The 17,793-nt window shown below is 69.6% G+C and carries 16 protein-coding genes; 13 read left to right on the forward strand and 3 right to left on the reverse strand.

Going from position 1 to position 17,793, the window contains the following annotated elements:
* Positions 1 to 169: 169 nt before the first annotated feature.
* From QNA09_RS07065 to ribB, 13 genes are all read left to right on the forward strand, one after another.
* Positions 170 to 277 (forward strand): hypothetical protein, encoded by a 108-nt coding sequence (locus tag QNA09_RS07065; protein WP_308072366.1) that lies wholly within the window; start codon positions 170 to 172, stop codon positions 275 to 277.
* Positions 278 to 1,030: 753 nt separating this feature from the next.
* A complete protein-coding gene (locus QNA09_RS07070; protein WP_308072369.1) occupies positions 1,031 to 2,083 on the forward strand; it encodes a LacI family DNA-binding transcriptional regulator in 1,053 nt (350 codons plus the stop codon).
* 127 nt (positions 2,084 to 2,210) lie between these two features.
* Positions 2,211 to 3,296 (forward strand): pyrimidine utilization protein A, encoded by a 1,086-nt coding sequence (gene rutA / locus QNA09_RS07075; protein WP_308072370.1) that lies wholly within the window; start codon positions 2,211 to 2,213, stop codon positions 3,294 to 3,296.
* A gap of 73 nt (positions 3,297 to 3,369) precedes the next feature.
* Positions 3,370 to 4,338 (forward strand): carbon-nitrogen hydrolase family protein, encoded by a 969-nt coding sequence (locus QNA09_RS07080; protein WP_308072371.1) that lies wholly within the window; start codon positions 3,370 to 3,372, stop codon positions 4,336 to 4,338.
* A complete protein-coding gene (locus QNA09_RS07085; RefSeq protein WP_308072372.1) occupies positions 4,335 to 5,987 on the forward strand; it encodes an amidase in 1,653 nt (550 codons plus the stop codon). The genes QNA09_RS07080 and QNA09_RS07085 overlap by 4 nt, the downstream gene beginning before the upstream one ends.
* Positions 5,980 to 7,473 carry an MFS transporter gene (locus QNA09_RS07090; RefSeq protein WP_308072373.1) on the forward strand — a complete coding sequence of 498 codons (1,494 nt, stop codon included), beginning with the start codon at positions 5,980 to 5,982 and terminating at the stop codon, positions 7,471 to 7,473. Before QNA09_RS07085 ends, QNA09_RS07090 begins: the two co-directional genes overlap by 8 nt.
* On the forward strand, positions 7,470 to 8,108 hold the full coding sequence (locus tag QNA09_RS07095) for an isochorismatase family protein (RefSeq protein ID WP_029542763.1): 639 nt from the start codon (positions 7,470 to 7,472) through the stop codon (positions 8,106 to 8,108). The genes QNA09_RS07090 and QNA09_RS07095 overlap by 4 nt, the downstream gene beginning before the upstream one ends.
* 209 nt (positions 8,109 to 8,317) lie before the next feature.
* Positions 8,318 to 9,496, forward strand: a complete 1,179-nt coding sequence (locus QNA09_RS07100) for a sugar ABC transporter substrate-binding protein (RefSeq protein ID WP_237210960.1) — start codon at positions 8,318 to 8,320, stop codon at positions 9,494 to 9,496.
* Positions 9,483 to 11,021, forward strand: coding sequence for a sugar ABC transporter ATP-binding protein (locus QNA09_RS07105; RefSeq protein ID WP_308072374.1), 1,539 nt, complete (start codon positions 9,483 to 9,485; stop codon positions 11,019 to 11,021). The genes QNA09_RS07100 and QNA09_RS07105 overlap by 14 nt, the downstream gene beginning before the upstream one ends.
* Positions 11,021 to 12,052 (forward strand): ABC transporter permease, encoded by a 1,032-nt coding sequence (locus tag QNA09_RS07110; RefSeq protein WP_203011599.1) that lies wholly within the window; start codon positions 11,021 to 11,023, stop codon positions 12,050 to 12,052. The genes QNA09_RS07105 and QNA09_RS07110 overlap by 1 nt, the downstream gene beginning before the upstream one ends.
* A 24-nt stretch (positions 12,053 to 12,076) precedes the next feature.
* Positions 12,077 to 12,580, forward strand: coding sequence for an NADPH-dependent FMN reductase (locus tag QNA09_RS07115; RefSeq protein ID WP_017680420.1), 504 nt, complete (start codon positions 12,077 to 12,079; stop codon positions 12,578 to 12,580).
* Positions 12,577 to 13,062, forward strand: a complete 486-nt coding sequence (locus QNA09_RS07120; RefSeq protein ID WP_017680419.1) for a flavin reductase family protein — start codon at positions 12,577 to 12,579, stop codon at positions 13,060 to 13,062. The genes QNA09_RS07115 and QNA09_RS07120 overlap by 4 nt, the downstream gene beginning before the upstream one ends.
* 5 nt (positions 13,063 to 13,067) lie before the next feature.
* Positions 13,068 to 14,279 carry a 3,4-dihydroxy-2-butanone-4-phosphate synthase gene (ribB, locus tag QNA09_RS07125; RefSeq protein ID WP_203011855.1) on the forward strand — a complete coding sequence of 404 codons (1,212 nt, stop codon included), beginning with the start codon at positions 13,068 to 13,070 and terminating at the stop codon, positions 14,277 to 14,279.
* Between the two features lie 90 nt (positions 14,280 to 14,369).
* Here ribB and QNA09_RS07130 read toward each other — a convergent pair whose 3' ends face one another.
* From QNA09_RS07130 to QNA09_RS07140, 3 genes are all read right to left on the reverse strand, one after another.
* The gene (locus tag QNA09_RS07130) at positions 14,370 to 14,993 is read right to left on the reverse strand and encodes a DUF3558 domain-containing protein (RefSeq protein WP_119699612.1); all 624 of its coding nucleotides are present in this window, start codon (positions 14,991 to 14,993) and stop codon (positions 14,370 to 14,372) included.
* Positions 14,990 to 15,322, reverse strand: a complete 333-nt coding sequence (locus tag QNA09_RS07135; RefSeq protein ID WP_017680414.1) for a hypothetical protein — start codon at positions 15,320 to 15,322, stop codon at positions 14,990 to 14,992. Before QNA09_RS07135 ends, QNA09_RS07130 begins: the two co-directional genes overlap by 4 nt.
* 1,224 nt (positions 15,323 to 16,546) lie before the next feature.
* A complete protein-coding gene (locus QNA09_RS07140; RefSeq protein ID WP_119699614.1) occupies positions 16,547 to 17,584 on the reverse strand; it encodes an HNH endonuclease in 1,038 nt (345 codons plus the stop codon).
* Positions 17,585 to 17,793: the final 209 nt, after the last annotated feature.

A 17,793-nucleotide genomic window follows, 5' to 3' on the forward strand; every position in this document is an offset into this window, starting at 1 on the left:
AGCGCCGGTTCTGCGCCGTCGGCGGCGCCCAGAGGGAAAGGAACTGGCGGGTTGAAGCGCCCAAGGGCCGACGCCCACAGCGAAGTAGTCAGCCGCCAGATGAGCGCCATGTCAAGCAGGGGATACCGACACAGAGAAGCCGCTTCGACGGGAGGTCTACAAACGCGGCATGCGCTACCGAACCTACCTCAAGTCCGTTCTTGGCAAGCCGGACAGAGCGGTCATTCGCGCGCGCCTCGCTGTCTTTGTCGACGGTTCTGGCACCGCTGCCCTTTGAGTTAGGATATATCGCGTCAATAGCTCAAACGCTAGATGTGTAAGCGCGTAAACTTGGACCTGTTCCGCAATCGCGTCATCCACGCCGTATGGCGAAACCTCCCAGCGGAATCACGAAATGTGCGCCAGATTCTCCATCTTCCCCAGATTCGGACGTAGGCGATGTTCTCTTTCGATCGGCGAGGGCGAATCCGTTCAGGTCGTCGGCTGGTGAGAGCACGCAGCGCATCAACGTCCCAGACGGTGTCGTGGTTGGTGTCCAGGGAAGAGTACCGGCGGGGCCTAGGGGGCATTGGGTCCCACGCCGCCCCGCACGGAGATCGATGCCTGCGCCGAGGTTGGGAAGCATGTCGGTGAGGATGGGTGGATGCTCACGACCGCCGGCAGTTCGTCCCCCGTCAATTGCGCAGCGAACAGCCTGCCGGCAACATTCCGGGCGGGCTGAACGTCGACATGACGGCCGAGATGTGGTGCGAATCTCGGCGTCGTTCCTAATGGTGCCCAGCGACGTCGTCGACATCGACGACGAGCAGCTGACGGCGTTGCCCGGCAGTTCATCGTGCCGATGGTGGGACGAGTCTGCGGATAGTAGTCGCGGGCATCCGTCTCGGAACCGCGCGGTCGCTGTCGCGTACAACTCGGCGCTCGTAGTAGACAGCTTGCACCCCTGCAGCCTGCGGAAATCGGCCTAAGCCGTCGCCGACGGGTGCAGGCCTGAGGACTGGGAGGGACGGTGCGCGCCTAGAATCCGTGCGTGGGCAACAAGGCGGTCACCAGCTACGACGTCGCACGCGCCGCGGGCGTGTCGCAGTCGACGGTGTCGCGTGCCCTGCGGGGTGACCCGCGCGTCATCGAGGAGACCCGCGAGCGCATCCAGGGCCTGGCGAAGGAGATGGGCTACGTCCCGCACATCACGGCGCGGAGTCTGATCACGCGGCGGTCGTCGTCGATCGCGGTGGTCAGCGGTGACCTGCGGAACCCGTCGTATCCGACGCTGGTGAACACGCTGCAGGACCGGTTCGCGCAGCACGACTACCGGGTGCTGCTGATGAGCGACCGGACCGAGGGGTCGTTGGAGAAGGACATCCTGGCGCTGCGGGGCGGGCTGGTGGACGGGGTGGTGTTCATTTCGGCGCGGCTGGACTCGCCGATCGTGTCGGAGATGATCGACTGGAAGATCCCGCTGGTGATCCTCAATCGCGACGTCGACGGCAGCCAGGCCGGCCGGGTGGACCGGGTGACCTCGGACAACGTCGGCGGGGGCCGGCTCGTCGCCGACCACCTGATCGAGCTGGGGCACCGGCGCATCGGGCTGATCTCCGGCCCGCTGGAGAACCCGAGCGTGAAGCTGCGTGAGACCGGCTTCCGGGAGGGCCTCGACAGGCACGGCATCTCGCTGGACGAGACGCTCGTGCACCGCGGCGCGGTGGACGCGAAGACCGGCTTCGAGGGCGGCATGGAGCTGCTGAGCCGGCCGGACCGGCCGACGGCCGTGTTCTGCGCGACGGACTACATGGCCTACGGCACCCTCGACGCCACCAAGCGGCTGGGTCTGCTCGTGCCCGACGACGTGTCGATCGTCGGCTACAACGACCTCGACGCGTCGGGCTGGTCGATGTTCGACCTGACGACGGTGCGCCAGCCCCTCGAGGACATGGCCTCGGCCGCCGCCGAACTGCTGCTCGCGCGGATCGACGGTGCGGCGGGCGCGCCGGTGCACCGGAACTTCGCCGTGGAATGGGTGCAGCGGGGGAGTGCGGCCCCGGTCGCTCACCTGGGCCGTGCGGAGTCCGTCAAAGATCGTTAACCGGGGCAACAAGTCCGTTACCCACGGGCTCCGATCCGGCAATAACCCCTGCATACATTCGAAGTCATAGCGAGCAGGGCAGTGTTGCCCACCGCTTCCTCGAATCCCCCGCAGCTTCAGGAGCGACATGGAAATCGGCGTCTTCATCCCCATCGGCAACAATGGCTGGCTCATCTCCAAGAGCGCCCCGCAGTACATGCCGTCGTTCGAGCTCAACAAGACGATCGTGCAGAAGGCCGAGAAGCACGGCCTCGACTTCGCCCTGTCGATGATCAAGCTCAAGGGCTTCGGCGGCGAGACCGAGTTCTGGGATCACAACCTCGAATCGTTCACCCTTATGGCCGGCCTCGCGGCCGTCACCGAGAAGATCAAGCTGTTCGCCTCCACCCCGATCCTCACCCTGCCGCCGGCCATGGTGGCCCGCATGGCGTCGACCGTCGACTCGATCGCCCCCGGCCGCTTCGGGGTCAACATCGTGACCGGTTGGGCGCCCAATGAATACACGCAGATGGGCCTGTGGCCGGGCGAGGAGTACTTCGGCTACCGCTACCAGCAGGCCACCGAGTACGTGACCGTCATGCGACAGTTGTGGGCCGACGGCGTCAGCAACTTCAAGGGCGAGCACTACACGATGGACGAGTGCGTCCTCTCGCCGAGCCCCACCGGCGGTGCCGTGCCGATCGTCGCGGCCGGACAGTCCAAGAGCGGCATGAAGTTCGCCTCCGAGATGGCCGACTACAACTTCATCATGGGCACGGGCATCAACACGCCCACCGCGATCTCCGACGCCACCGCCACCCTCGTCGAGGCGGCGAACAAGACGGGCCGCGACGTCGGCGCCCTGACGTTGTTCATGATCATTGCCGACGAGACCGACGAAGCGGCCCAGGCGAAGTGGCAGGACTACCACGACAACGCCGACCTCGCCGCCCTCGGCTACATGGCCGACCAGTCCGCCGCCGACGCCACCGCGGACGACGTCTCGACGGCCAAGACCATCTCCCTGCCCGAGGGCGCGGTGAACTTCAACATGGGCACCCTCGTCGGCTCGTACGAGACCGTCGCGAAGATGCTCGACGAGGTCGCCGAGATCGAGGGAATCAAGGGCATCATGCTCACCTTCGACGACTTCGTCGAGGGCATCGAGAACTTCGGTACCCGCATCCAGCCGTTGATGAAGAGCCGCACCACCGTTCAGGCCGAAGCCGCCTGACCCCGAGCGGCGGGGGGGGGGGCGGGGCCCCCGCCGCCCCCCCCCCCGCCACCCCACACCCGGAGGTTCCCTCTTGCATCCGCGCACCCTCGACGTCGCGATCGTCCAGGCCGGCGAACTCACCGAGGACCTCCTCGGCAACCTGGCCCGGCTCGCCGCCCTCGTCCGCACCGCTGCCGCACCCGACGCGACCGGCGCCGTCCCCGATCTGGTGGTGCTGCCCGAACTCGTCACCACCCCCTACTTCTGCACCAGCCACGACGTGGACCGCACCCCCTGGGCGCAGACCGTTCCCGGCGCGGCCACCACGCTGTTCGGCGACCTCGCCCGCGAACTTGGCTGCGCCATCGCCTTCGGGCTGTACGAGCGCACCGCCTCCGACGTCACCCACAACTCCGTCGTGCTCGTCGACCCGACCGGCGAGGTCGTCACCTGGCGCGCCCCCGACGGCGGCGCGGTGCCCGCCTACCGCAAACTCTCGCTGCCGGCGAGCAAGGTCGGCGACGTCGACATCGACGAGAAGTACCACTTCGCGCCCGGCCAGGCCCCGGCGACGGCCGACCTGTTCGGCACCCGCTTCGGCTGCGTGATCTGCTACGACCGCACCTTCCCCGAATACTGGGCGGTCGCCCGCGCATTGGGAGCCGAGGTCATGCTCGCGATCGTCTCGTCCCTCGGCACCCGCGAAGACCTGTTCCTCGCCGAGCTGCAGACCCGCGCCCTCGAATCGCAGATGTGGATCGTCGCCGCCAACCGGGCCGGGCCGGAAACCCTCAACGGCGTGACCGTCGACTACTTCGGCCTCTCGTGCGTCATCGCCCCGAACGGCGAGATCGTCGCGCAGGCCCCCGCGCACCGCGCGGGGGAGACGCTGCGCTTCACCCTCGACCTCGACGCCGTCCCGGCCGTGCGCGCGGCCTTCCCGCTGGCCCGCGACCGTCGTCCCGACGTGCTGCGCCTGCTCGCCGACCTCACCGCCGGCACCGGCCGGCCCGCGCCGCTGCCCCGGCCGAGCGCCCTACCGCTGGAGGTGAGCGGGTGACCACCACCGACTACCCCGACCTCACCGCCGCCGCGGCCACCACCGTCGACGACCTGCTACTGCAGGCCCGCGCCGACATGACGCCCCTGCTCGAGACCTCCCGACTCGCGCCGCTGCCGCCCGCACCCGACGCACTGGCAGCCGAACCCGCCCATTCCGTCGCCCTGCTCGCCGCGAGCCCCGTCCCGGCCCCGCCCCTCCCTGCCCCGGAATACACCCCGCGCACCGACGCGGCGCTGCACGACCTCGGCGTGCTCGATCTGCTCGCCGCCTACGCCGCCAGCACCACCACGCCCACCGCGGTGCTCGCCGCGCTGCGCGCCCGCTGGGCCGACCCGGCGCTCGTCGGCGGGGCGATCCTCGCCGTCGTCGACGGCGCCGACGCGGCCGCCGCCGACTCCGGCCGTCGCTGGCTGGACGGCACCGCCCGCCCGCTCGAGGGCGTCTTCTTCGGCGTCAAGGACATCGTCGACGTCGCCGGCGCTCCCGTCACCGCGGGCTCGCACACCACCGGCGACCGCATCGCCGGCACCGACGCGACGGCCGTCGCCCGGCTGCGCGCCGCCGGCGCCATCCCCGCCCTGATCACCGCGACCACCGAATTCGCCTGCGGCGCCCCGCACAACGCCCGCTACGGCGCCGTCACCAACCCGTGGGACCGCAGCCGCTGGACCGGCGGCTCGTCGACCGGCTCGGCCGGCGCCCTCGCCGCGCGCCTCGTCCCGCTCGCCCTCGGCACCGACACCGGCGGCTCAATCCGCGTGCCCAGCGCCCTGTGCAACCTCACCGGCATCAAGCCCACCTACGGCCTCGTCCCGCGCACCGGCGTCGCGTCGCTGTCGTGGACCCTCGACCACATCGGGCCCATGGCCCGCTCCGCCGCCGACCTGCGCGTCGTCCTCGACGTCCTCGCCGGACCCGACGGCCTCGACCCCGCCGCGGCCCCCGACGCGGTGGCGCGGCAGGTGCAGGCCGGCCTCGCCGACCCCGGCACCCCCGGCGCGCCGTCGCTGGCCGGGGTGCGGCTCGGCGTCCCCACCGCGTGGTTCACCGAATTGTGCGACGCGGGCGTGCTGGCCGCGTGGGATGCGGCCGTCGCCGCGCTGCGGGGCCTGGGCGCCGAGGTGGTGCCCGTCGACGTCCCCGACGCCCACCGCCTGCACGACGACGTCACCATCGTGCTCACCTGCGAGCTCGCCGCCAACCAGGAGGGCGCGCTGGAGCGGTTCGCGCAGTACGACATCGGCACCCAGGTGCGCATCGCGCGCGGGCTGGTGCCGTCGGCGGTGGACTACCTGCGCTCGCTGCGCCGCTGCGCCGGCGCCCAGCGCGCGACGGTGCAGGCGTTCGACGCCGCCGGGATCGACGCGTTCGTCACCCCGGGCATCGGGGCGACGGCCGCGCGGCTCTCGGACGTCACCGTCGAGATCGACGGCGTGCGCCACCCGATGCAGTCGATCGTCGGCCGCAACACCGGCCTGTTCGACTACCTCGGCCTGCCCGCGGTGATGGCGCCCGCCGGCTTCGTCGACGGCCTGCCCGTCGGCGTGCAGATCGTGGGCCGGCCGTGGGCCGACGACACGTGCCTGCGCCTGACGCAGGTGCTGCAGGCCGTCACCGACGTCCACGAGCGTCGCGCCGATGGATAGCGTTGCCGCACAGCATCATCCGTATCCGTGGCGGGTGTTCGCGGCCACCAGCATCGGCGTGGTCGCGGTGTTCCTCAGCATCAGTGGCCTCACCGTCGCGCTGCCCACCGTCACCCGCGAGCTGGGTGCGTCCGCGGCGCAATCGACGTGGATCCTGCTGGGCTACATGCTCGTCACCACCGCGCTGATCCTCGTGTTCGGCCGGCTCGCCGACATCGTCGGCCGGCGCCCGCTGTATCTGGCGGGGCTGGCGGTGTTCACGGTCGCGACCGGGCTGTGCATGCTCGCGCCGACCGCCGGGTGGCTGATCGCGGCGCGGGTGCTGCAGGGCGTCGGGGCGGCGGCCGTCGTCACCAACAACACGGCGCTGCTCACCGACACGTTCCCGCCGCACAGCCTGGGCCGTGCCCTCGGCTGGAACGCGACCGTCGCGGCCGTCGCGCAGGTCGTCGGGCCGGTGATCGGCGGTGCCGCAACGGCCGCGTTCGGCTGGCGCGGGCTGTTCGTCGTCGTGCTGCCGGTGGGGGTGCTCGCGATCGCGTCGTCGCTGCTGGTGATTCCGCGTGGCACCCGACGGCGCGTCGAGCGTGAGCCGTTCGACCTGGCCGGGGCGGTGCTGTCGACCGCGCTGCTGACCGCCGTCGTGCTGGCGCTGACGCCGGGGGTGACGTCGTCGCCGTGGTTGCCGTGGGTGTGCGGCGCGGCGAGCCTGGTGCTCGGCGCGGTGTTCGCGGCGGTGCAGATCCGTCGCACCCACCCGCTGGTGGACCTGACGCTGTTCCGCAACCGTGGCATCGCGCTCGTCCTCGTCGCGGTGCTCGTCAACGCCGTCGCCACCTACGCGGTGACGCTGCTCGTGTCGCTGTACGGGCAGGCGGTGGGCGGGATCTCGGCCGTCGCGGCCGGGCTGCTGGTGATGCCCGTCGCGGTGGGCACCGTCGTCGCGGCCGCCGCCGCGGGCTCGCTCATGCTGCGCTTCACCCCGCGCACCCTGACCGCAACGGGCATGGCGCTCAACGCCGTCGGACTGCTCGGCGTCACCCTGATGCTCTCGCCCGACGGCGGCTCGCTGGGGGCGACGGCGCCGTTCCTGTTCGTCCTCGGCTGCGGCACCGGCCTGTTCATGACCCCGAGCACCAGCGCACTGATGCTCACCGCGCCCGCGGAACGTCGCGGCATCGCCAACGGGCTGCGCTCGACGCTGCAGAACGTCGGCTACCTGCTCAGCACCGCGCTGGCGCTGGCCGTCGCGACCGTCGGGCTCAGCGCCACCGCGCGGCAGGCCGCGTACGGCGGCACCCTCGGCACGCTCGGCAGCGCCGAACTCGCGCGGTTCGTCGACAACGTCCGCGCGGTGGGTCTCGCGCTCACCGTCGTCGCCGCCGCGGGTGTCGCCGTGTGCCTGGCCTTCCCGCGCCGGAACGTCGCCGCGCCCGCCGCCGTGCGTCCCCTCGAACCCGTCACGACCCTGAAGGACATTGCATGACCCTCGCCGACCGCACCGCCCAGGCGGCCGACTACGCCCGCGCCGGCTTCGGGCAGGAACTTCAGCCCGGCACCCGCCCGGCCCTGATCGTCGTCGACCCGGCCCGCGCCTACATCGACCCCGACTGCCCCTTGTATGCCGGGGTGGAGGAGAACGTCGCGGCGATGCGCACGCTGCTCGCCGACGCCCGCGCCGCCGGCATCCCCGTCGTGATCACCGAGGTGCGACTGCGCGCCGACGGTGCCGACGCCGGGGTGTTCTTCAAGAAGTCGGGCACGCTCGTCGCGTTCTGCGAGGGCAGCCCGTACGGGGAGCTCATCGACGGCCTCGAGCCGACGTGCGCCGAGCTGCTGGTGACGAAGAAGTACGCGAGCGCGTTCTTCGGTACGTCGCTGAATTCGTACCTGACGTCGCTCGGGGTGGACACCGTCCTTATCGCCGGCCTGTCCACGAGCGGCTGCGTGCGCGCGACGACCCTGGACGCGATGCAGCACGGCTACATCCCCATCGTCGTGGAAGACGCCGTGGGCGACCGGGATCCGGCCATCCACCACTCGAACCTGTTCGACATGCAGCAGAAGATGGCTGAGGTCTGGCCCCTGACCCGCGCCCAGTCCTACCTCGCCCGTGCGTGATTCCGGTAGCTCTGGCTACCAGAAACGCGCACGGGCGGCGAAGCCGCACGGCAGTTAACACGAACGAACCAACGGTGTTGCCGGACGCAACACGACGATCGATACATTCGAAGTCATCGACCGCAACGGCCGGCTCCGCAACGTCGCGCCCCCGCCTCTCGTCGAACGCAGCCTCTTGTCGAACCTCCTCTTCCCCTCCAGGAGAATTCATGCGCCCCTCCCTTCCCGGCCGCGCCGCGATCGCCGCGCTCACCCTCACGGCCGCCCTCGGTCTCGCCGCATGCAGCAGTTCCGGCTCCGGCGGCGGCGACGTCTCCGATGCCGACGTCGCCGCCGGCATCGAGTACGCCCGCGCCCAGCTCGCGAAGTACGAGGGCGACCCGGAGTTCACGCTCGTGGCCGAGCCCTTCCCGATGCGGAACATCGCCGGCAAGACGATCTTCGCGATCCCCACCAACAGCGAGAACCCCTACAACGTCGCCGTCGACGAGGAATCGAAGAAGGTCGCCGAACGCTACGGCGCCACCTGGATCGAATACACCAACCAGGGTCAGCCCGCCCAGTGGGCCACCGGCGTCGAACAGGCCGTCAACCAGGGCGTCGACCTGATCATCCTCTCGCAGGGCATCGACGCCTCCCTCATCAAACCGGCCCTCGAAAAGGCGGACGCGGCAAATATTCCCGTCCTGCTCACCCACACCATCCTGCGCGGCGAACCGCTGCCCACCGGCCTCGAGGGCCTCGTCGACGCCACCACCGACGCCCCGCTCGCCGAGGCCAACCGCCTCACCGTCGACTGGATGATCGATCGGACCGACGGCGAGGGCAACGCTCTGATCATCACTTCCAACGAGGTCCCGCCCGCCAAGGCCGAGGTCGCGGCGATGGAGGACGAGATCGCGCAGTACTGCCCCCGGTGCGAATACAAGATCGTCAACGTGCCCGTCGCCGAGTGGGCCACCAAGATCCAGTCCGAGGTGCAGTCCGCCCTCTCCGCCGACCCCACCATCGACTTCGTCCTGCCCATCTACGACTCGATGTCGCTCTACGCCCAGTCCGGCATCAAAGCCGCCGGCAAGACCGGCCAGGTCGAGATCTCCTCCGTCAACGGCACCCCCGCCGTGCTGAAGATCCAGCAGGACGACGGCATCGTCACCATGAACGTCGGCGAATCCATCCCGTGGCTCGCCTGGGCCACCATGGACCAGGCCGGCCGCCTGCTCCTGGGCTACGACCCCGTCCCGAACGGCGCCCAGCAGACCCCGCTCAAGCTCATCACCGCCGACAACATCGACGAGACCGGCACCCCGCCGCAGCCCGACAAGGGTTACGGCACCGCCTACGTCACCGGCTACGAGGCCCTGTGGGGGTCCAGTGAGCAGCCCTGACCCCATCGTCAACATCGTCGGCCTGTCCAAGACCTTCGGCAGCCACACCGTCCTGAACGACGTCGGCCTGACGATCCACGCCGGCGAGGTGCACGGCCTGCTCGGCGAGAACGGCTCCGGCAAATCCACCCTCATCAAGGTCCTCGCCGGGTTCCACGCCCCCGACCCCGGCGCCGCCCTCCAGGTCCGCGGCCGCGACGTGCCCCTGCCCGTCCCGGCCGGCGGGTTCCGCGAACTCGGCATCAGCTTCGTCCACCAGGACCTCGCGCTCGTGCCCGACCTGTCGGTGGTGGAGAACCTGCGCGTCGGGCCCGTCGTCGCCAGCTCGAGGCCGTGGATCTCCTGGCGGCGCGAGAAGTCCACCGCCCGAGCCCTGTTCGACCACTTCGGCCTCGACGTCGACCCGGACGCCGCGGTGTCGAGCCTCGGCGAGACCGACCGCGCACTCGTCGCGATCCTGCGGGCCGTGGAGGAACTCGGCGAGCGCCGCACCCTCCTCGTCCTCGACGAGCCGACCGTCTTCCTGCCCCGCGAGGGCACCGACCTGCTGTTCACCGTCGTCCGCGAGATCGTCGCCGACAAGAAGGCCGCGGTCCTGTTCGTCTCCCACGACCTCGACGAGGTGCTCGACCACACCGACCGCGTCACCGTCCTGCGCGACGGCGTCTCCCAGGGCACCCACCGCACCCGCGACCTCACCGCCCCCAGGCTCATCGACCTCATCGTCGGCCGCAGCCTCGACTCCGCCGACCCCCGCGTCGCCGGGCCCGTCCGCGACTTCGACGACGCGGCGCCGCTCGCCCGGATCGAGGAACTCGAGACCGCGACCGTCGACGGGATCGGCTTCGACGTGCGCCCCGGCGAGATCGTCGGGCTCACCGGCATCGCCGGCTCCGGCTACGACGACGTGCTGCCCGCCCTGTACGGGGCCCGCCCGGCCCGCGGGGGACGGTTGACGATCGGCCACGACATCGTTGCGCTGCAGACGATCACCCCGATCGACGCGCTCGCCCGCAAGGTCGTGTACGTGCCGCCGGACCGCAAGGTGGAGGGCAGCGCGCCGGAGCTGACCGTCGCCGAGAACGTCACGCTGCCGATCCTCGGCGCGGGCTGGGTGAAACCGGGCGCGCTCAGGGCCGTCGCCGCGTCCCTCGCCGACCGCTGCGACGTGCGGCCCCGCGACCCGCAGGCCGTCTACGGTTCCCTCTCCGGCGGCAACCAGCAGAAGGCCCTGCTCGGCAAGTGGCTCCAGACCGACCCGGCGCTGGTGCTGCTCGCCGAACCCACCCAGGGCGTGGACATCGGTGCCCGCGCCCGCATCTTCGAGATGCTCCGCGAGACGGCGCGCGGGGGAGCGGGCATCGTCGTCGCCAGCTCCGACTACGAGCAGCTGTCGGTGCTGTGCGACCGCGTCCTCGTCTTCTCCCGCGGCCACATCATCGCCGAACTCACCGGCGACCGACTTTCCAAGCACCACATCTCGGACAGCGTCCTCGGACTGACCCGACAGGAAGTGAAAGCCTGATGTCCGTCACCCTCGACAAGACCACCACCACGAAAATGCCTGCCCCTGCTGCAGATTCGACCCGGCCGCGCGTCGTGCTCGGCCCGCTGGTCGAGAAGTACGCGCTCGTGCTGGCCCTCGTCGCCGTCGTGCTCGTCTTCAGCGCGCTGCGCCCCGAGATCTACCCGACCGCGAACAACGTGCAGAACATCCTCGGCTCCCAGGCCGTGCTGCTCATCCTCGCCCTCGGGCTGATCGTGCCGCTCACCGCCGGCGAGTTCGACCTCTCGGCCGTGTCCACCATGTCCCTCGCCGCGATGACCATCGCGGTGCTCAACGTCCAGCAAGGCTGGTCGCTGCTGCCGGCCATCGCCGTCGCCGTGCTCGTCGCGCTGGTCGTCGGCGTCGTCAACGCCGTGCTCGTCGTGCGGCTGCACATCGACTCGTTCATCGCGACGCTCGGCAGCGGCACCGTCGTCCTCGGCGTGGTGCAGTGGATCTCCGACTCCACCTCGGTCACCGGCATCGACGCCGGACTCGTCGACGCGACCATCGGCACCCGCCTATTCGGGGTGTCGCTGCAGTTCTACTACGCCCTCGCCCTCGTCGTGCTCACCGCGGTGATCTTCCAGTACACCCCGATCGGTCGGCGGCTGCTGTTCGTCGGGCGCGGACCGCAGGTCGCGCGGCTGAGCGGCCTGCACGTCGACCGCATCCGCGGCGGCGCACTCGTCACCTCCGCGCTCGTCGCGGCCCTGGCCGGCATCGTCTACGCCGGCATGCTCGGCGGCGCCGACCCGTCGTCCGGCCAGTCGTTCATGCTCCCGGCGTTCGCCGCCGCGTTCCTCGGCGCCACCGCGATCGTGCCCGGCCGCTTCAACGCCTTCGGCACCCTCGTCGCGGTGTACTTCCTCGTCGCCGGGGTCGTCGGCCTGCAGATGCTCGGCGTCGCCAGCTTCGTCCAGCAACTGTTCTACGGCGGCGCCCTCGTCGTCGCCGTCGCCCTCTCCGGTGCGGTCCGTCGCCGCACCGCCTCCCGATCCGCGCGCTGAGCGCCCGACCGAAGGACACCCGTCATGAAGACCACCGTCGTCGCCGGCAACCCCAAGCCCGGCTCCCGCACCCTCGACGCCGCCACCCTCCTGGCCACCGAACTCACCGGCTCCGCCCCCGACCACGTCGTCGACGTGATCACCCTCGGACCCGGCCTGCTCGGCTGGGGCGACGACGCCGTCAAGGCGGCGGTGGACACCGTCGCCGCCTCGGACCTCGTGGTCTTCGCCAGCCCCACGTTCAAGGCCACCTACACCGGCATCCTCAAGCTGTTCCTCGACCAGTTCGCCACCGGCGACGGCCTGCGCGACGTCACCGCCGTGCCGCTCATGCTCGGCGCCGGCCCGGCCCACGCCATGGCCCCCGACCTGCTGCTCAAGCCGGTGCTCGTCGAACTCGGCGCCACCACCCCGGCGCCGGGGCTGTACCTGCTCGACTCCACCTACACCACCGACACCCGGATCGCGGACTACGCCGAGCGCTGGGCGCCGGTCCTGCGTTCCACTCTCCGGACGGAGACCCGATGACCACCCTGACCCTCGACGGCGCCGCGCTGCGCCGCGCCTTCGCCCACGTCCCGTCCGGGGTCGTCGCGATCTGCGCCGACACCGGCACCGAACGCCTCGGCATGGCCGCGAGCACGTTCGTGCCGGTGTCGTTGGATCCGCCGCTGGTGGCGTTCTGCGTGCAGAACACCTCCACCACGTGGCCGAAGCTCGCGGCACGGCCGCGACTGGGCATCAGCGTCCTGAACTCCGACGGTGCCGCCCGGGGGCTCGCGGCCAAGGACGGCGACCGGTTCGCCGGCCTCGACACCGAAACCCGGGACGGGGGAGCGCTGTTCGTCGCCGGCTGTAGCGTCCGGATGGACGTGTCGATCGAGCAGCAGGTCCCCGCTGGCGACCACGCCATCGTAGTGTTGCGGGTCCACGAACTGCACTGCGACGACTCCGGCACAGAGCCGATCGTGTTCCACCGCAGCGCCTTCCGCAGGCTGGTGGCGTCGTGAGCCGGATGGAGGCGGCGCTCGCCGCACTGCGCGCGGGGCGTCCCGTCCTCGTCGCCGACGACGCCGACCGCGAGAACGAGGGCGACGTGATCCTCGCCGCCCACCACGCGAGTCCGGAGTGGATCGCGTGGACCGTGCGGCACACCTCGGGCCTGCTGTGCGCGCCGATGACCGGCGCCCGCGCCGACGCCCTGGACCTGCCGGCGATGGTGACCGACAACCAGGACCCGAAGCAGACCGCGTACACGATCACAGTCGACGCGGCGCGCGGGGTGAGCACCGGCATCAGCGCTGCCGACCGTGCCACCACGCTGCGGGTACTCGCCGACCCCACCGCCACCGCCCGGGACCTGATCCGGCCCGGGCACATCTTGCCGCTGCGCGCCCGGCCCGGTGGTGTGCTCGAACGTCCCGGCCACACCGAGGCCGCCGTCGACCTGTGCGCGCTCGCCGGCCTGCCGCAGGTCGGGGTGATCGCCGAGCTCGTCGCCGACGACGGATCCATGATGCGCCTGCCCGGCATCGAGGACCTCGGCGCCCGGCACGACCTGCCCGTCCTCACCGTCGCGGAGCTGATCAACTACCGTGCCGCGCACGCGCTGCCCGCACCCGTCGCGCCGACGGGACGGGTGCTCCGCGCCGCCGAGACGGTGATGCCGACCCGGTTCGGCACCTTCCGCGCCGTCGGCTACCAGGATCGGCTCACAGGCGCCGAGCATCTGGCGCTGCTCGCCGGCGAGCCGGGCGACGGCGCGCTGGTGCGGGTGCACTCCGAATGCCTGACCGGGGAGTCGTTCGCCTCCCAGCGCTGCGAGTGCGGCCCCCAGCTCGACGCCGCGCTCGAGCGTCTCGCCTACGAGGGCGGGGTGCTGGTGTACCTGCGCGGGCACGAGGGCCGTGGCATCGGTCTGCTCAAGAAGCTCGCCGCCTACCGGCTGCAGGACGGCGGCCTGGACACCGTGCAGGCCAACCTCGAACTCGACGAACCCGCCGACGGCCGCGAATACGGCGGCGCCGCCGCGATCCTGCACGACCTCGGTGTGCAGTCGGTGCGGCTGCTCACCAATAACCCGGCCAAGATCTCCGGGCTCGAGGCCAACGGCATCGTCGTGTCGGGGCGGGTGCCGCTGCACGTGGGCAGTGCCCCGGCGAACGTGCGGTACCTGGAGACGAAGCGGCGGCGGATGGGGCACCTGCTGCCCGCGGCGGAAGGCTGAGGCGCAGAACGGTATCCGCGCGTCGCGCAGTCATCCGCACGTTCAATTGTGGGAGCGTATGACTGACGGTGGAGCGGCTGTGAATGTCACTCAGCGGCTGCGTGACTCGAACTCGCCTAGGGCGGCGACGATACGCGCGACGGTGTCTTCGATCCCGGTGCACCACTGGGATTCCGGTAGGGGAACGTTCCGGTCGCGAAAGTGGATGCGACCGAATATCAAAACCCCATAGGAAGTTTCGATGCTCATCCCGCAGCTGTAGGGCAGGGACGAGTTGGTCTTGAGCAGCGCGCGTCGTCCCGCCAGTTGGGTGGGAACGATGTCGTCCCCGTTGCTAGTTGCTTTCTGCCGCTCTTCTTCGAAGGTGAAGTTGGCTGACAACACAGAGAGGTCGTAGCGATCCAGGACTCCGGGGATATGGACGGTGCCGTCGTAGGAGCAGCCGAGCATCGTGAAGTGCGTGGCGGCGAAGTCTGCATTGTCTTCGGACATCGGGTCGTAGCCCGCGGCGGTGAGCACGTCGTCGGGAATGTCGAGGCAGGGGTCGAAGGCGACGAGGGGTCGGTCGGATTCGTCGACCAGCCGGGGCACGCGTGCGGTGGTAGTCGCTGGGGTCGGCGGCTCGTCCGTGGCGATGGCGGAGTGTGAAGGCACCGCGCAGCCGGCGAGCACCCCGACAGCGAGCAGGGCACCGGCGGTGCGGCGGCCGGTCACTGCTCGTCCGAACTCGCGCCGTGCAGACGCTGCACCCAGTCGTACTCGGCGGCAAGAAAACCCTCGCCGCCGGCGGCGAACAGATCCCGCATGCCTTTGAGCACTACATAGAACTGTTCGAGCCGTTCGTAGAGCGATTCGGGTGTGCCCTGAGCCTTGCGCACGAATCCGGCGCGGAGAGCCTCGGCCGATGCGAAGCCACCGAAGCTGGGCGCATCGGTCAGGTTGCCAGCCTCCTCAGCCGCGTCTTTCAGCGTTCGGAGCATGGTGTCGCAGACCGCGACGATCTCGTCGATCGCCTGCGGATCCAGACGAAGTCCTTCGGCCATGAAATCCCCCCCGTGATGTCCATCGGCCCGGGTACTGTAGCGCGCCGGCGGAAATGATCGGCCTGTCGGTCCCGAATGCCCTCGAACCGGCGCAGATCCTCAACCACTGGGAGCGCGGCCGCACGCTCGGCGACGGGAGATTGTCGCGACGGTGAGTCGGCGTCGAGCGGGATTGTCCTGCCTGGCGGCCGACGGTGTCGAACCTCGCGGTGACCGACGTCGGATGCCGGCGTGAGGGGTCGACCAGCACCACGCGGGGAACCTGCTGCCACGTATCGAGGACGCCACGTCATCGAGTCCTGGCGTACCCGCTGCGCAACAATCGCCGTACGCCGGTGCTGGCCATGGAGCAAGCAGATCGACGCTGCCCAGTCCGCGGTCGCACGTGCTCGACCCACTGCATATGGTCCGGAAGTCTGAGCCCGCGCGCTGGTCCTCAACAGCAAGCTCCGCGAACGACCAGTCACGATCGCACCGAATCGTCACCCGGCATCAGATATCACCTGATGACGCCCGATCAGCAGGTACCGACAGTCTCCCGTCGGTCTGCATTCGTGTGCGAATTCCGGTTCCTCCGGACCCTGTTCGGCTAGATCCATGTAGGCGACGAATTCGTTGTATCGCCTCGCGGTGTGCTCGAGAATGCCGTGGGCGGCCACTGCTCACGCCGCCAGAGCGTCGGCGAACGCCACCTCGCGAGCCATCGCTGATTCGCCAGGTTCCTGGCGGGTTCATGCCGATACTCCCGTTATTCGGTTCCGAATCGGTTCCGGACGCCCTGCTGGGTGTTGACCGAGGTCTCATCGGACCGAGCGTGTTCCTCTGGGTTCCGTGTGGCTGGTACACGCTTGTCTCGAAACCAATCTTGCGAAGCTGTGCCAGGGCGTCATGGGTGTTGTAGCGGAACGCGGTAGGCCACTCAGCGCTTCCCAGGCCTGCGTCGGAGGGTACTTGACGCCTCCCACATCGACCCAAGGTTCCTGCGCGTCTTCCGGTGCCATGGGACGGATCGCAGCGATCGCGGTGGGCAACTCGTCGGGCAGGACGCGTTTGTCATGCAGTTTGGACCAAACGGGCCTGGAATGTCGTGCGAGGTCTGAACGAGTTGGTGACGACCAGTCATAGAACGTTTGTGGCGTCGATTCGGTCGAATAGGTGACCGAGACCGCGAACGGAAATGATCAAACGTCCGAACGCAACTCCATGCTGGGTGCCGTATCGTCGTCAACCCGTATGGAGCTCGTAGTCCTTGACCTGCCGCCACAACAGGGATCCGATGGGTAACGATCCGTACATGCCTTCAGCTGCCGAAGCTGTTCGCCGGAACAGTACCGGCATCTGTGCGGCAGCCGCGACGTCGTCGAGATGAGTACGGTCCAGTGCCCGCTCGACATGTATTCGGGCCGGTGCGCTGGCAGACTTGTCGACGTTGCAGCGAGCGTCGGCTGCGACGAGATTCGCGACGCCGTCGATCGGGACGAGGGACCACGGCACGACGTGATCGATCTGTACGTTGTCGCGCATGCGGGTCGCGCAGTAGAAGCACCGATCGCGTTGTAGATCGCGGAGTGGATCGACGAGGGCTCTCAGTGCGGCGCGATCGGCGCCGAACAGAAAGCCGTCGAGGTCCTCCGCGTCGAGCTCAGCACGGTTCAAGGCGATCACGTCTTGCGCCCACAGTGAGCGCAGGAATGTCCGCAGCAACGTCGAGGTGCGTCGCAGACCCTCGTGGACACCCGGACGCAGGACGATCATTGCGACCCGGTCGACGTCGGCGACTGTCATCTTCTTGTGGAACGCGGAAGCATCGAACAGGAAGTCGTCGCGAATACGGGTGTGTGGAACGGTCTGCAGGTGCGTGAGCGGTTGTTGCGCGACGGTTTGCCGCAACGAGCGCACCAAAGCGTGATAGGCGGGTTGCGAAGCGTCGCGAGCTGCCTCTGCAGTTCGCAATCCCTCACCGATCAAGACGTTCCGCGTCTCCGCAATTCGATCCGGCATCGAACGGCCCCTCTTCACCTGAGTGAGCGGACCATGCTGCTGAAAGGGTCGGACTTGTCGCCAGTAGTAGGCGACGATCCGGTGGGCGATCTCGTCGATCGGAACTGCAAGGCTCCCGTCGGGCGCCGGCGTGTTTTCGACGCAGATGTCCACGAGCGCCATGACTGTTGCAGGCTTGTACGTGGACTCGCGTCGACCTGTTTCCAGCAACTGCACGACGCGACCTGCGACATCGAGCGGGTCCAGGCTCGCGGAGCTCATGGTCGGAACTCTATACGCGGTCAGTTGACGACCGCGTCCTGAGATTCGAGGGTCTCGAGGCAAGCCTGCACGCGCTGACGAGGCCGGCGCACGCGCGATTCCGGTTGCTCATCCACATCTCGGCGAAGAACTTCGGACACGGGGAAATGGCATGAGGCGCCTCCCTTCGATTTCGTCGCTGTCAGCACCGGGGTCCGGAGAGGGGCTGG

The organism is Rhodococcus sp. AH-ZY2, from assembly GCF_030916465.1.
Lineage (GTDB): Bacteria > Actinomycetota > Actinomycetes > Mycobacteriales > Mycobacteriaceae > Rhodococcus > Rhodococcus ruber.